The organism is Gynurincola endophyticus (assembly GCF_003991195.1).
In the GTDB taxonomy this organism is placed as follows: Bacteria; Bacteroidota; Bacteroidia; order Chitinophagales; family Chitinophagaceae; genus Gynurincola; species Gynurincola endophyticus.
Window position 1 is genome coordinate 385707 of sequence record NZ_RCWL01000001.1, and the last position, 15902, is coordinate 401608.

Here is a 15902-nt window from a genome sequence, read left to right on the forward strand (position 1 = left end):
TATGAAATTACTCACTCCGGATTTGGGATTATTTGTATGGATGCTGGTAGCATTCTCAGTTGTATTAGTGATTTTGGCAAAATTTGCTTGGAAACCTATCGTAGGTGCGTTGAAAGAAAGAGAAACAGGTATTGCTGATTCTTTAGCCCAGGCTGAAAAAGTAAAAGCAGAAATGGCACAACTACAAAGTGACAATGAAGCTTTATTACAAAAGGCACAGGAGGAAAGAGCGCAATTATTGAAAGAAGCGCGTGATGCAAGAGATAAAATGATCAATGAGGCGAAAGAACAGGCGAAAATTGAAGCGAATAAAATCATTGCTGAAGCACAGGCTGCCATTCAACACCAGAAAAATGCCGCTATGACTGATGTTAAAAATCAGGTTGGTAATCTGGTAATTGAAGTAGCTACTAAAGTTTTAGGACGTGAATTAACCAATGCCGGAGAGCAGGAGAGATTCATCCAGGACTTAACGAAAGATATTAAATTGAACTAATCATTTACTGAACAACGGTAAATGTATTGTATATAAATAAGAAGATTGATTTATGCCGAATCCACGTTTAGCAGGAAGATATGCAAAGAGTTTAATTGGTTTAGCGATTGAGAAAAACCAGTTAGAACAAGTGTATAATGACATGTTATTTTTGCAGGCTGCTACCAAACAGAGCCGTGAATTTGTAAGTCTGATTAAAAGCCCTGTTATTAAAGCTGATAAAAAGATTGCTATTCTCGATGCTGTTACTGCTGGAAGAGTGAGTGAGTTAACGACAGCTTTCAACCGTTTATTAATTAATAAAGGTAGAGAAGCCGGTTTACCGGAAATTATTACAGCATTTATTGAACAGTATAAAGCACACAAAGGTATTCATACAGTGAAATTAACCACTGCTATGCCTGTGAGCCCGGCTGTACAATCTGCCATTATCGAAAAAGTGAAAAGCGAAACAGCTTTACAAAATGTAGAAATGGAAACAGCAGTAGATGCTTCATTAATTGGTGGATTTGTTCTGGAATTAGGAGATACATTGGTAGATGCCAGTGTTGCTTATGACCTGAAGAAAATCAAGAGCCAGTTCATGAAAAACGATTTTATTTACAACATCCGATAATTTATTGAGAAGGCAGCCCCTTCTTAGATATTCAAGAAAATCTTAAACAGTTATATTATATGGTAGAGATTAAACCAGATGAAATATCCGCGATATTGCGTCAGCAATTGAGCAACTTCAATGCAGCGGCTGATCTCGAAGAGGTGGGTACCGTATTGCAGGTGGGTGATGGTATTGCCCGTGTATACGGCTTAAACAATGTACGTTCAGGTGAACTGGTAGAGTTTGAAAATGGTGTACGTGCAATTGCCTTAAACCTTGAAGAAGATAACGTGGGTGTGGTATTGATGGGTGATAGCGGCAACATTAAAGAAGGCGGTAAAGTACGCCGTACCGGAAAAATCGCTTCTATCAACGTAGGTGAAGGTATGTTAGGTCGCGTAGTAAACACTTTAGGTGAAGCTATCGACGGTAAAGGACCTATCACTGGTGAGTTATACGAAATGCCACTGGAGCGTAAAGCACCGGGTGTTGTATTTCGTGAGCCTGTAAAAGAACCTCTACAAACTGGTATTAAAGCGATCGATGCTATGATTCCGGTAGGACGTGGACAACGTGAGTTAATCATCGGTGACCGTCAAACTGGTAAAACAGCTATCGCTATTGATACTATTATCAATCAAAAAGAATTCTACGACGCTGGTAAACCAGTGTACTGTATATACGTAGCAATCGGGCAAAAAGCATCTACCATTGCCGGTGTGATGAAAACTTTAGAAGATAACGGTGCGATGGCTTATACAACTATCGTAGCGGCTTCAGCTTCTGAACCTGCCCCTCTTCAATTCTACGCTCCTTTCGCAGGTGCTGCAATTGGTGAGTTCTTCCGTGATACCGGACGCCCTGCTTTAATTGTTTATGATGATCTTTCTAAACAAGCAGTAGCTTACCGCGAAGTATCACTTTTATTACGTCGTCCTCCAGGCCGTGAGGCTTATCCTGGTGACGTATTCTACTTACACAGCCGTTTATTAGAGCGTGCTGCGAAAGTAATTAACGATGATAGTGTAGCTAAAAACATGAACGACCTTCCTGATTCTATCAAACATCTGGTTAAAGGTGGTGGTTCTTTAACTGCATTGCCGATCATCGAAACACAAGCTGGTGACGTATCTGCTTATATCCCAACCAACGTAATCTCTATTACCGACGGTCAGATTTTCCTTGAGTCTAACCTGTTCAACAGTGGTATCCGCCCTGCGATCAACGTGGGTATCTCTGTAAGCCGCGTGGGTGGTTCAGCTCAGATTAAATCAATGAAAAAAGTAGCAGGTACTTTAAAATTAGATCAGGCGCTTTACCGTGAAATGGAAGCCTTCTCTAAATTCGGTGGTGACTTAGATGCTGCTACTAAATTAGTATTGGATAAAGGTGCGCGTAACGTGGAAATTTTAAAACAACCACAATACTCTCCATATTCAGTAGAAAAACAGGTAGCAATGGTTTACCTGGGTACACAGGGTTTACTTCGTGAGATTCCTGTTAAAAAAGTAAAAGAGTTCGAACAACACTTCTTACTTGAAATGGAAAACAAACACCCTGAAGTTCTTGCGGCTTTCAAAAAAGGTGATTTACCTGAAGAAGGTCTTAAAAAAATGACTGAGTTAGTGAAATCATTAGCTCCTCAGTATAAATAATAATAGCTGTTTCAGATAATAAAGCCCTCGCCAATTCAATTGGCGAGGGCTTTATGTGTCAGGAAAAAATTCAGTTCTACGTTATTACTCTTTTTTAGAAACCTACGCGATATGACGCAAATAAAAATCCCCGATGTAAACATCAGGGATTTCATGATTAACAATGTTTGATACGATATCTACTGTTTAATGAATTTTCTGGTTTGATAAACTCCGTTACCATTACTGATTTCCAAAACATACATCCCACTTCGGATGGTAGCAGCCAGGTAAAGTGCTTTTTGTTGAAGCCCACTGCTGAAAACCACACGTTCCTGTTGCAAAATGTTACCTGTTAAATCTATTACCCGCAATTGATAAACACCCGGCTGAGTGGCAGTATATTGATAGTTTAACTGGTTTTGTACCGGATTATTGATGATCTTAAAGTTCTCTTCTACCTGATTCTGAACTCTGATAATTACACTATATTGGATTTCGCCATTCTGCTTAATTAGTTTCAAACGATAGTAACGGGTATTACCGGCAATGCTCGTGGCGTCATAATATTGGTAGTTCGTAATGTTTTCACCTGCATTCTGTTGATGCACCGGATAAAATTCGTATCCGTTTCTACTCAACTCTAATTCATAAGAAGTGACTGCTTCCGGAGCACTTACCTTCCATTTTAAAAGATGTTTCTGTTGAGCAAAACTGTGTTGAAAATCGATATTTAAATCAGATAATACACCGTCTGTAAAGAAACAGGTAGAGTTTTGATTTCCATCCCCCTCACCACTGTGAGAGTTGACGTGGATAATATCATTATTTACATCTAATAAGAATACTCTCGACTGATTACAGATGATTTGTAAAGGTTGAACAACTACTCTGAATGATAAAACAGCTTTATAAGTTGATGTAGGACGAATAATGCCGGGAGCTTGTCCGGGACTATTAATCATCATTCCGCCATTTACTGAAAATGGCATGCTTCCGCTAACATCGGCCACTATGATTCCGTTTAATCTGGTAGAACCGGCCACGTAATGTGTAAGAGAAGGAACACTGTCATATACTTTTACACCTGCTGCATTAATATTACCGGTATTGATCACTTCAATGGTGTATTCAATCGTATCACCACCTTTAGGTACCCAGTCTCCTGATAAATTTCTCCATTTTTTATTGGCACTGATTACCGGCGTAATTACCGGGAAGTTGCAACTCGCAAAGTCTCCTGAATGGAAAATATTCGGATTAGAAGCAATAGGAGAAATATTGGTGGCTTCCATTGTTGCCAGATTAACTTTCATGATATTGTTATAACGTCCGCCGATATATACAGTTCCCTGATCATCGATTGCAATCGATTGGGATATACCGGTGGGCGAAGGAGTAACGGTACCTAAGAAAGTAGACAATCTGGTAGCGGTATTAATACGGTAAAGGCTATTTGAATTGGCAATCAGGTAAAGGTTTCCGGATCCGTCACCAAAGATATCCCCACCTACCTCATTCATAATATCTACATAATCCGGATTGATCGGGTCGTTGATCAGACTACCTAAGTTATCAATTGTTAAAGCATCGGTAACCGGATCTTGTCTGAATCTGATGAGGCGTTCATTATCTGTTGTAAGTGCATATCCCCAGCCGTCGGAAGAAAAAGTCATTTTATTGATATTAATTCCGGGGTTTAAAGGAGTATTTCTGAAACAATATTGACGGGGTGTGGTGGCCTGCAAATCGATGTAACACAAGTCTGCATCATTGCTGTTATTTACAAAGTAAAGCCTTTGTTTTACACGGTCGATGGCTAAAGCAGCTGTATTGGAAAGTCCGGTATAGTTATTAATACGTGTATTGGTACTTAACGCATTATAAACCGCAGTTCCAGGGTTGATTCTGGTACCGGCAGTTCCGTTGAGGGTATTTAGAATGCGGATTTGTCCCCATGATCCACTGTTACTGGTAGATCCAACTGACTGATAAATAGTAGCACAATTGGCATCAGGAAGTATAGTGGTATATATAGTAGATGTATTTTCATTAAAACTGCTACCATTATACATACCTTCTATATAAGCATGGTTGTTAATGTTTCCTGCATTGGCAGTAACTCTGACCTGATACTCCATGGTAATGCTAAACCCTGCAGGAATCAATCCGGACGCGAAACCATTCGGCTGTACTGAACGGCCGGCTCCGGCAAACGGATGGTTTCCGCTGATGTCTACTACAACATTGCCATTTAATCTTGTTGATCCGGGAAGATAGGAAGTACCTGCGGGAATGAATCCAACCAGTGTGGCATTCTGGATATTGCTGGTACCCTGATTGGTTAAGGTAACAGTATACCTGAGCACATCTCCTTGCGAAGCTTCATCGCTGGAAGGAACAGATACATTGGCCACGTTAACTTCGAAAAGAAGCGACTGGCTCATGAGGTTGTGAGCAAGAACTACTTGTATTATTGCAAGTAATACTACGGTTCTCAGCAAAATAATTACTGATTTCATGGGATTGGGATTGGATAAAAAATCAATTACAAACGCTGTTCTACGGTTCTTTAAGCGTCATATTTGTACTTGGTTTTTATCCTTGTAGGGTAAAGTTTTTCCATTGGTTTCAGATTTTATTTATAACTGTATCTGTTATATTAATGCCAGATAGCAGATATTATTGAGTACAAGTTTATAAAAAAATTATAAAATATTACTATTTATCTGCGCTTAATTAAATTCCTTACAGTGAAGCATCCACCTTTTACTAAGTGAAAAGGTGTAGGTATCCATTAAATATATTAACTATAAAAAGAATATAATATTGTCTTTTATTATGAAAAAAAATAATATTTTATCTTGTATTTATAATACTGTCAATAAAAAACCCCCCAACAAAGTTGGGGGGCGATCATCTTATAATTGAATTACAACAAACTAATCTTTCATCAACTTCACTATCATTCTTTCTTTACCGTTCACAATTACTTCAAGGAAGTATAATCCCGGAGTTAAAGAACTACTGTTTTCGATTGTGATATTTTGAGTACCTAATTTCAGTTTACCTGACTTTCTCAGTACTTCAACACCAGCTGCATTGTAAACTTTAAAGCTACCATAAGCGTCTTCAGTCATATCAATTGTTACATTAATATCGTTTTTAACCGGATTTGGTGTAACTGCAATTGAGTTGATATTTTTAGAGTTATAAACTCTTACTACCAGAATTTTAGTGTAGCTGAATTTACCATCATCATCCACTTGTTTCAAGCGATAGTACAGATCATTACGGGCCATTGTGATTTTTCCTAATTCATCGTTGAATACATATTTTTTAACGATAGATGAATTTCCGGCTGCCTGTACTTTACCAACACTGGTCCACTCGGTACCATTAAAACTTCTCTCTACATCAAAATAATCGCTTTTTTGCTCGAAGTTGGTCGTCCATGATAATTGTACACCTTTACCATCTTCTTTCATGCTACCCTGGAAGTTGATTAAAGATACCGGTAAGATACCATCTCCCGGAGGGAAGTTGATAACTACTGTTACTTCTTCAGAACATAATTCCGGAGAACCCCAGTTGCAAATCTGATAAGTAAAGGTGGTGGAATTACCTGTGAAACCCGGGTTAGGAGTAAAGGTAAATGTACCGTTTGTATTTAAATTAACGTGACCGTTCACTGAATTCTGAATCATATAAACCGTGAAGCCTAAACCGTTCGGATCATAATCGTTCAAGCTAACATCACCGGTTGCTGTACGGTCGTTATTACCACCGATATTATCAGGAACTGCTACCGGAGAAGCACTACAACCCGTTAAATAGAACAATGGTGCACTGGTGGTAACCTGGTCGATGTTTAAAGCTGTATTACCATTTACACTTTCAACCAGAATCAACACTCTGTAGCCACCTGAACCTACAGGGAATTTAGAGAAATTAGCAGTATAAGTCTGACCTACAGTAGGGTTTGAAATTTCCATTACCTGAATAGGCTCACCTGCATAAGTGAAATAATCATCGGTTAAATAAACAGAAACGATCTTTTTTTCGCCTGGAGCAAAAGCCTGATCGACTCTATAAGTGAATGTAACCGTAATATTACCCGGAACATCTAATACCGGCGTATAAATAGAAGAAAATGTGTTGGAAGCAGAAGAAGTTGTTACTAAAGAACCATCACCTTCAACCGGTGAGGTTGCGTTCATTTCAACACCACTGAAAACCCAACATCCGTTTTGTAAGTGCCCTTTTACATCATATACGGATACGCCAGGACGTGAGTTAAAGTTTTCGTTAATCTGGGCTTGAATAGACAAGCTGGTTAACATTAAGAAAATGCTAAATAAGAGGGTAAAATTTCTTTTCATTTTTGTGCGTTTCAGATGAGACAAATAATTGGCGATACCTGGTTAGGGCATCTTGTTTGTCAAAGGACTGAGACGGTTCACTTCATGGATAAATGTGATTCGAGGTATATCTTTCAGATTCAATAAAGAACCTTAGTTTCTAACAATAGATACGAAAAGAAATATTGGATGTCAGTAATGGTATTCTCAAAGGAGGGATGGAGCAAAGGTAGTCAAGAATTTTATTATTGTCAATACCTGTTGCTAAAATAAGTACTTATTTCTGATTTTAAAGGGCGGTTAGCTAAAAAATAACATCTTTGTGGTATGTATAATGCCCATTTTATCAAGAAGATAGAATGGGCATTTGTTATATTATGATATATTAAAATATTTACGCAAAAACTTCAGATTCTTTTTTGTACCAGCTCATTTCATGTACCGGCGGCCGGTGGTGTTTCCATCTCTTGTGGGTCCACATCCACGTATACGGTTGTTCTATGATCTTTTCTTCCAGTGTTGCTACATGTAAACGGGTGATTTCTCCGAATCCGGTAGCATTGGCCGTTTCCAGTAATTCACCTCTTAATTCATAATAACCACGCTTCAAACGATACACATCCAGATAAATAACCGGATATCCGCTTTCCAGTGCATATTTTTCTGTGCCCAGATAAACGCCCGTATCCTGATTTAAAAAAGTTAACCAATAAGCGTTTTGAGGTCTGGGGCTTTGGTCTGCAATCAATGCTACACAATGCAAAGTATTCTGCAACTCTTTCATTCTTTCGAATGATTGCTTCATCCTGATCAGCTGTGTGCCATACTTGGTACGCATTTTATAAATCAACCGGTCAAAATATTTATTCTTCAGCGGATGATATACTACATGTAATTCATGTTTGAATGTTAAACTGAAACTGTTACCAGCCCATTCCCAGTTTCCTTTGTGGCCCATTACAATAATCGCAGATTGGTTTTTTGCAGCGAGTGAATTGAATAAGTCAACTGTTTCCTTTGAAACGCTGCAGCGCTTTAATGCCGTTCGCGGGGAAATCGTAATATTTTTCAATACTTCTGCTACCAGATCACAGAAGTAGCGGAAAAACTGATCAGCAATTGCTTTGATTTCCTGCTCGTTTTTTTCAGGAAATGCATTACGCAGGTTTTTATAAACTACTTCTTTCCGATAACCGATCACCCGGAATAATAAATAATAAAATCCGGTAGATAATCCGTACAGTAACGGAAACGGCAAAATGGAAACAATATAGCATATGGGCAATGCTATACAATAAATAATAAGTGCCAATGTCTAGGTTTTAGGGGTTCGAAGGAAAGATAAAATAGATATTCGGGAAATACAAATGCACCGGTTCTTTAATTCATAAATCTATTGTAAATCCTGTCACCCGGATATTAGCTATAACGAATAAATTATTAGATTTGGATTTAGTCTGTTGATTTTTATTGCTTTATGTTGACTCTTTTACGTCGGCTAAACCGTCATCGTTTGTATTAATAAATGAAAAGGGTTGATTGGTAAATCAGCATTTGTTGACTTTTATACAAGGCTAATCATTGAAATAATAATTATTATTACATAGCATCATTAATTTCTTTTTACATGCATCTGATGAATATCAAAGCAACGATTAGATTAATACATTTTATAACTCCTCTAATAGTTGTACTGTTTTCTTGTTCTGACAGTACTCAGTATGATTTAGTGATCAAAAATGCGAATGTTTTAAATGTAGTGACAGGAGAACTACAACTCCGGAATATTCTGATAAAAGGAAATAAAATTTTGCAGTTATCCGATCAGAATAATTTTAAATCTTTAAAAGAAATTGATGCTCACGGTAGGTTGGTGACTCCCGGATTGATTGATACTCATATCCACCCGACTGATGTATTTGGTGATTATGCAGCTGCGCCTTTGTTTATTCCGGAAGATTCGGCCGCCTATTACAGACAGAATATAAGTGATGCATATCTGCCTTATGGAATAACAACTGCGCTAATGATGGGACAGCCTGAAAACTGGTTAAAGAATATCCTTGAATGGAATGAGGGACATACTTTATATACCGATTTTCTAACCTGTGGAAGTGCATTCATCTCTAAAGAAAAAAGAACTCCTTATATTGGACATGTTACTGTAGATGGGATACATCAGGCGAAAGCCAAAGTGATAGCGTATTACAACCAGGGAATAAGCCATGTAAAACTTTATTACCGTTTAAGAGAACCTGAATTTTCTGCTGTTTTTAAAACTGCAGATAGCCTGGGTATGAAAATATATGGTCATATCGGTGACTTTGACCCTGCTCGTCTTAGTATCAGACAAACCCTGGAAAAAGGATTGAAAAACTATGAGCATATTGCCACTTTCCCTTATAGTATCATCCGTACAGAAGATGAATGGAAGAGGTTTGATACTCATTTTGAATCTTTATTTGGTGAAGCAAATACGATAGAAAAGGTACTGATGATGTTTCTGGAAGCATTCCGGTACATTGATGAAAATAAACGTAGTGAAGCAGATGATCTGATTCGTCAATTAGCTGTAGAGAAGGCTACTTTTTCTACTACTGTAGCTTTTATGCATCAGCAGTTTACTGCTTCTCATTATTTTCCCTACCAGCAAAACTCATTATCAGACGCGCAAATTAAAAGAAGCGAAGAAAATTTTGGTATAATGATGCGTTATTTAAAAAAAATGGCAGACGAAGGAGTGGTTATCCGTATTGCTACTGATGGGCCATCCGGAGGAAAGTTATTTTTAACTGAACTGAGTATTTTGTCTGCTTATGATTTTTCGATACCGGATATCTTTAAAATCGCTACACTCAACGGTGCGATAGCACTGGGTCTGGAAAAAGAAATCGGATCTCTGGAAAAAGGTATGCAGGCAAATCTTGTTATTTGGGAAAAGTCACCCTTTGATCACCCGGATCATTTTTTTAGTGAAAAGGTGATCATTAAAAGTGGAGCTCTCGTAAACTAAAATATCTTACATAAGAACAATCTATTAAATTAAAAGAACTGTATGGCTTTGCCGTACAGTTCTTTTTGTTAATTGTTTATTGACACAGTATGAGCTAAAGCCCATCCGGTTCCTCTTCTATTTTTTCGTCTACTGCGTTCGCTAATATTACTGAAGTGATTTTTTTCAATGGGTCTCTTCTGTAATAATCATGTTCTTCTTGCTGACGGATAATATCAACACATGAGTATATAGCCGACAACATTGAATGTGCATCCGCTTTTCCTTGTCCGGCAATATCAAATGCAGTTCCGTGATCCGGAGAGGTACGCACAATGGGAAGTCCGGCGCTGAAATTAGTTCCGTTGCCGGTAGCTAATGACTTAAACGGAATGAGCCCCTGATCGTGATACATTGCTAACACTGCATCAAACTGATTGAAATGATGACGCGCAAAAAAAGCATCTGCACTGTACGGTCCTAATGCCAGTATACCCTGATCTTTGGCAGCCTGAATCGCCGGTTTGATAACTTTGATTTCTTCTTCACCGATCAAACCTTCGTCACCGGCATGCGGATTTAATCCTAAAACGGCGATCTTAGGTTTATCAATACCAAAGTCACGCTGTAAACTCTTATTTAAAGTTTGTAATGCACTAACAATATTTTCCTTTGTAACATGTTTTGCAGCTTCTGCAACCGGCACATGCTCGCTTAATACTGCTACCCGCAGGTTTTCTGCTACCATTAACATAACCACGTTATTGGTACCGAATTCATGGCGTAAAAAGGGTGTATGGCCTGAATAAGGGAAGTTTGCTGCCTGAACATTTTTTTTGTGAATAGGAGCGGTCACCAACCCATGTATATTGCCTAGCTTTAACGCATCCACTGCAGACTGCAACGCCTGAACAGCATATTTACCGCCGGCTTCAGTTAATTGTCCGGGTGTGAAATTTACTTCATCTTCCCAGCAGTTGAAAACATTTACCTGTTTTGGATGAATTTTGTTCCAGTCTTTGGTACTGTTAAAACTAAAATTTCCGTCAGTGATTGACTTTTTATAAAAGTTGATCAGTTTGGTGGAACCAAAAATGACCGGAATACACATATCTAAAATCCGATTATCAGCAACGGCTTTGATGATAACTTCAGGGCCAATTCCATTCAAATCCCCCACTGTAATACCTATAATTGGTTTTTGCTGCATAACGCTATTTCTATTTTCTGCCTTAAAAGTACAATATAAGTATGAACTTGGTACCTTTGTAGCAATGTATACGTTAAAAAAATCACTCGGTCAGCACTTTTTACGTGACGAAAACATTTGTCATAAAATAGTAGACGCGCTGAAGCTTCATCCGTTCCGCCAATTGTTAGAGGTAGGGCCGGGCGGAGCTGCATTGACTAAATACCTGATTCAAATAGAAGATATTGATTTTAAATGTGTTGAGTTAGATGAAGAAAAGGTGGTATGGTTGCAGCAGAATTATCCGGCACTAAAGGGTAAAATCATTCATAAAAGCATTTTAGATATAGATCCGCCTTTTGAAGGAAAGTTTACTGTTGTCGGTAACTTTCCCTATAATATCTCCTCGCAGATTTTGTTTAAAATGTTAGACTGGAAAGATCAGCTCGGGCATATGGTGGGAATGTTTCAGAAAGAGGTGGCGCAACGTGTGGCAGCTCCTCCCGGTTCAAAGGTTTATGGTGTTGTATCTGTTTTGATGCAGGCTTATTTCAAGGTGGAATATTTGTTTGAGGTGAGCGAAACGTGCTTCAATCCGCCTCCTAAGGTAAAAAGTGCCGTTATCCGGATGACACCTTTGGAAGAAACTTTTCCGATGGCCTCTCATCAAAAAATGAGAACATTGGTAAAAGCTGCGTTCAATCAACGACGTAAAACCTTGAGAAACGCCGTAAAAGGATTGTTTCCTGAAAGTGAACTGACAGACCCGATTTTTAATAAAAGAGCAGAGCAGTTAGCGGTAGCCGATTTTGCTGCCTTAACCTTTAAGATGAATTGATGAATACCATGAAACCTAAAGCACTTATTACCGCAAAAACGCACCCATATTTAAAAGAACGTTTAACCGAAGCCGGTTATGAATTAGTGGATATGCCTGCCATCACTTATGAAGAATTGGGTGATGTAATTACTGAGATAGAAGGTTTAGTAGTAACCACCCGACTAAAAATTGATCAACCTGTATTAGAAAAAGCAAACCGCTTAAAATGGATTGCACGTTTGGGAAGTGGAATGGAATTGATTGACGTAGGATATGCAGGCTCTAAAGGTATCACATGTGTGAGCAGCCCTGAGGGTAACAGCAACGCCGTAGCAGAACAGGTCATTGGTATGGTACTCGTATTAATGAACCGGTTGATGAAAGCTTCGCTGGAGATTAGAAAAGGTGAATGGAATCGTGACAGTAACAGAGGGTATGAGTTAACGGGTAAAACAGTTGGAATAATAGGTTTTGGACATACCGGTAGTAATGTAGCAAAAAGATTAGCCGGGTTTGATGTAAGAATTTTAGCGTACGATAAGTATAAAACTGGTTTTGGTGCCGGTAATATCATAGAGGCAGATCTCGGGCAGGTATTGGCAGAAGCAGATATCATAACGTTTCACCTGCCGCTTACAAAAGAAACACTTCACTATGCCGGTGAAACGTTTTTTAGTAGCCTGGCCAAACAACCCTATATCATTAATGCTTCACGGGGGAAGGTGGTAGATACCGCCGCTTTAATAAAAGCGTTGAAAGCTAATCAGATCAGCGGAGCTGGAATCGATGTGCTGGAAAATGAAAAATTGAATACCTATACTGCAGAAGAAAAAGAGCAATTAGAATGGTTACTGTATCAACCGAATGTATTAGTAACACCTCATATCGCCGGTTATACACACGAAGCATATTATAAAATGGCTAAAGTGGTGTTAGATAAATTGAATATTTATTAAAAAGGTGATTAAAAAGGAATTGTATTTTAAAGTAGAAAAGAACAAAAAACTTAATTCAACTCATAAAATGGTCAGTTTTATAACATTTTAGGGGTATTTCTTCGAATTATTCGATAAAAATCTTATTTTTGAATAGATACGATTGTCAAAATGCAACGCTTCAGAGGGGCTCTGATGCGTTGTTATTTTTTTATATTATACTGAAAGAAATTTCTGTAAAAAAAACGTAAGGAGGTTAAAATGAGCATTCTTTATGTAACTAAAGAAACTTTAGAGCAAATGAAAGATGAGTTGCAGCGTTTACGAACGGTTGACCGCCCTGCAGCTGCCAAAGCCATTGCTGAAGCTCGTGAGAAAGGTGATTTGAAAGAAAATGCTGAATATGATGCAGCAAAAGAGGCTCAGGGTATGTTAGAGGCAAAAATTAAATTATTCGAATCGGATATTGCAAGTGCACGTATTCTCTCTGAAGATTCTGTAGATACGAGTAAGGTTTCTATTTTAACGAAAGTGTCTATTTTAAATATGAACACAAAAAAGGAACAGACTTATAAGATCGTATCAGAGAAGGAGGCGGACTTAAAGCAAGGTAAAATATCAGTTACTTCACCGATTGGTAAAGGTTTATTAGGTAAAACAGTCGGAGATATCGCAGAAGTAACGGTTCCGGCAGGGGTGCTCAAGTTTAAGGTACTAGACATTACCATTTAAATTTGAAAATCCCGCTCAAGCGGGTTTTTTTTTGCCTTTAAATGAATTGTAGTCATATCATTTCTTTTATTTCCTCAATTTGGTAGTTTTGTGATGTATTCATCCGACTACATATTTACCACGTAGGATTAAAACAATTGATATGACTATTTTTTCTAAGATTATTGCCCAGGAAATTCCTTCCTATAAAATTGCTGAAAACGATTATTTCTATGCGTTTTTAGATATTATGCCACAGGCTAAAGGCCATGTACTGGTAGTTCCCAAAATTGAAGTAGATCGTATTTTTGATGTTCCGGATGATTACCTGAGCAGATTATTAGTTTTTGCAAAACCGATTGCAAAAGCGATTGAATCGGTAATTCCCTGCAAAAGATGCGGGCTTGCAGTTGTGGGCCTGGAAGTTCCTCACGCACATTTACACCTTGTTCCGCTTCAAACGGCAGACGATCTGAATTTCACCAGAGGTAAATTAAAACCGGAGGAAGCCGAAATGAAAGCTATTCAGGAAAAGATTGTTGCTGCATTAAAACAGTTATAGTTTATTTAAGGGAAACCCGCCCGGGATTTTTAGCAATAAAATCTTCCCAACCTTTGAGGGCTTTGCCGGCAGTGGCAAGTTGGGTATTTTGAAAGTGATGACAAACTGCTACAGCCAGGGCATCGGAAACGTCGTGGCTGGTAATTTCGATATTGGTCAGTGAAAGAATTTGCTGGAGAAATTTCCATACTTTTTCTTTATCAGAGTTGCCGTTTCCGGTAATTGATTGCTTGATCTTTTTGGGTGAGTATTCATGAACGGTTAAACCTCCCTGCATTGCTGCTGCAATGGCCACCCCTTGCGCCCGCCCCAGTTTAAGCATACTCTGAACATTCTTGCCAAAGAAGGGGGCTTCAATGGCAAATTCCGTAGGTTGATACTCGGTAATCAGTGTATGAATTCTATGGTGGATTAATGATAAACGCTCGTAATTATCTTTTTTACTACTTAGTTTCAACACATCCATGCATAATAATTGTATCTTTTGACGAGATACTTTTATCACGCTGTAACCCATGAGTAAGGTTCCCGGGTCAACCCCTAAAATAATGCGAGAAGTTTTTTGCAAGGAAAATGTTATTTAAAATAGATAGTACTATTGAAAAACAAAAATATTAAATTAATTCTCAACTATGTAATCGGCCCCCTGGTGTTTTGCATTTTAATGTTTTCTATTTATCAACAAATGCAGAATCAGATCGAAAAAGGGATTTCCGTGGATGTGATTACGCAGGCACTGAAAGGAAATGGGAAACTCTACCTGATATTGGTTTTCTTTTTAATGTTAGTGAATTGGGGAATTGAGGCTAAAAAGTGGCAGATATGTTTAAAACCGATTACTAAAATCCCTTTCTTACAAGCATTTAAAGCAATATTTTCAGGAGCTACTGTGGCTTTTTTTACACCCAACCGGATCGGAGAATATGTGGGGCGGATGTGGTATATTAGTAAAGAACACAGAATTCAGTCAATTCCGCTGACAATTTTAGGCAGTATAGCTCAGTTAACAGTAACGTTGACTGCCGGTTTGTTAGCATTAGGGTATTGGAAATGGATAAAGACGGATATCCATCCTATTTCAACTACTTTATTAAATTCACTGTTACTTTTAAGTGTAGTATTGAGTGTAATTTTGGCCATCTTTTACTCAAAAACAAAATGGGTTTTTGAAAAGATTATCAATATCCGGTGGTTAACGAAACTAAAACCCTACCTGCAGGCGTTGATGAGTGTTGATAAAACAATATTACGCCGGCTTCTGATATGGTCAGCGTTGCGTTACGCTGTATTTATTGCCCAGTATTGGTTGATGATGGAAGTTTTTGGCATTAAATTATCAGTAGATGTAGTAATAGCAATTATGGCTACTGTTTTTTTTCTGCTGGCTGTAATTCCGACTTTTGGAGATCTGATGGATATGGGGGTACGCCTGAAAGCGGGTATTTACATGGTTCAGAATGTAACAGGAAACGTAACAGGTATGCTTGCCAGCTCTTTAACAATATGGATTGTTAATTTAGTGCTACCAGCTTTAATCGGCTCTTTATTGCTGTTAACAATCCGTATCTTCAATGAAAGAAAAAATGAAAGTAATTAAACCTCTT

The 15902-nt window shown here is 38.2% G+C and carries 14 protein-coding genes; 9 read left to right on the top strand and 5 right to left on the bottom strand.

All coding sequences use genetic code 11. The features are described 5' to 3' along the window. Nucleotide 1 precedes the first annotated feature (1 nt). Genes atpF through atpA form a run of 3 tightly spaced genes read left to right on the top strand, consistent with a single transcriptional unit; the run spans nt 2 to nt 2749 of the window. Nucleotides 2-496 carry a F0F1 ATP synthase subunit B gene (atpF, locus tag D9O48_RS01675; RefSeq protein ID WP_126969945.1) on the top strand — a complete coding sequence of 165 codons (495 nt, stop codon included), beginning with the start codon at nt 2-4 and terminating at the stop codon, nt 494-496. A 52-nt stretch (nt 497-548) separates the two neighbouring features. Further along, entirely contained in the window at nt 549-1112 is a 564-nt protein-coding gene (gene atpH, locus D9O48_RS01680; RefSeq protein ID WP_126969947.1) for an ATP synthase F1 subunit delta, read from the top strand. A gap of 59 nt (nt 1113-1171) precedes the next feature. Then, nucleotides 1172-2749, top strand: coding sequence for a F0F1 ATP synthase subunit alpha (gene atpA / locus D9O48_RS01685; RefSeq protein WP_126969949.1), 1578 nt, complete (start codon nt 1172-1174; stop codon nt 2747-2749). A gap of 179 nt (nt 2750-2928) precedes the next feature. On the opposite strand, the gene D9O48_RS01690 is transcribed toward atpA, so the two are convergent. From D9O48_RS01690 to D9O48_RS01700, 3 genes are all read right to left on the bottom strand, one after another. Continuing rightward, entirely contained in the window at nt 2929-5250 is a 2322-nt protein-coding gene (locus D9O48_RS01690; RefSeq protein ID WP_126969951.1) for a T9SS type A sorting domain-containing protein, read from the bottom strand. A 420-nt stretch (nt 5251-5670) separates the two neighbouring features. After that, nucleotides 5671-7110, bottom strand: coding sequence for an Ig-like domain-containing protein (locus D9O48_RS01695; RefSeq protein WP_126969953.1), 1440 nt, complete (start codon nt 7108-7110; stop codon nt 5671-5673). Between the two features lie 373 nt (nt 7111-7483). Beyond that, a complete protein-coding gene (locus D9O48_RS01700) occupies nt 7484-8401 on the bottom strand; it encodes a lysophospholipid acyltransferase family protein (protein WP_126969955.1) in 918 nt (305 codons plus the stop codon). Between the two features lie 324 nt (nt 8402-8725). On the opposite strand from D9O48_RS01700, the gene D9O48_RS01705 reads away from it, so the two are divergent. Then, a complete protein-coding gene (locus tag D9O48_RS01705) occupies nt 8726-10102 on the top strand; it encodes an amidohydrolase family protein (protein WP_158624787.1) in 1377 nt (458 codons plus the stop codon). A 94-nt stretch (nt 10103-10196) separates the two neighbouring features. On the opposite strand, the gene pdxA is transcribed toward D9O48_RS01705, so the two are convergent. Beyond that, nucleotides 10197-11291, bottom strand: a complete 1095-nt coding sequence (gene pdxA / locus D9O48_RS01710; protein ID WP_126969958.1) for a 4-hydroxythreonine-4-phosphate dehydrogenase PdxA — start codon at nt 11289-11291, stop codon at nt 10197-10199. A 64-nt stretch (nt 11292-11355) separates the two neighbouring features. On the opposite strand from pdxA, the gene rsmA reads away from it, so the two are divergent. The 4 genes from rsmA (at nt 11356) to D9O48_RS01730 (ending at nt 14298) form a co-directional block, all read left to right on the top strand. Beyond that, complete coding sequence (rsmA, locus tag D9O48_RS01715; RefSeq protein ID WP_126969960.1) at nt 11356-12108, top strand: 16S rRNA (adenine(1518)-N(6)/adenine(1519)-N(6))-dimethyltransferase RsmA; 753 nt, start codon at nt 11356-11358, stop codon at nt 12106-12108. After that, entirely contained in the window at nt 12108-13046 is a 939-nt protein-coding gene (locus D9O48_RS01720; RefSeq protein WP_233589142.1) for an NAD(P)-dependent oxidoreductase, read from the top strand. Before rsmA ends, D9O48_RS01720 begins: the two co-directional genes overlap by 1 nt. Nucleotides 13047-13286: 240 nt before the next feature. Next, nucleotides 13287-13757, top strand: a complete 471-nt coding sequence (gene greA, locus D9O48_RS01725; RefSeq protein ID WP_126969962.1) for a transcription elongation factor GreA — start codon at nt 13287-13289, stop codon at nt 13755-13757. Between the two features lie 142 nt (nt 13758-13899). Further along, nucleotides 13900-14298, top strand: a complete 399-nt coding sequence (locus D9O48_RS01730) for an HIT family protein (RefSeq protein ID WP_126969964.1) — start codon at nt 13900-13902, stop codon at nt 14296-14298. Between the two features lies 1 nt (nt 14299). On the opposite strand, the gene ruvC is transcribed toward D9O48_RS01730, so the two are convergent. After that, nucleotides 14300-14866 (bottom strand): crossover junction endodeoxyribonuclease RuvC, encoded by a 567-nt coding sequence (gene ruvC / locus D9O48_RS01735; RefSeq protein ID WP_126969966.1) that lies wholly within the window; start codon nt 14864-14866, stop codon nt 14300-14302. A gap of 30 nt (nt 14867-14896) precedes the next feature. Here ruvC and D9O48_RS01740 point away from each other — a divergent pair, with 30 nt between their 5' ends. Beyond that, nucleotides 14897-15895 carry a lysylphosphatidylglycerol synthase transmembrane domain-containing protein gene (locus D9O48_RS01740; protein ID WP_126969968.1) on the top strand — a complete coding sequence of 333 codons (999 nt, stop codon included), beginning with the start codon at nt 14897-14899 and terminating at the stop codon, nt 15893-15895. Nucleotides 15896-15902: the final 7 nt, after the last annotated feature.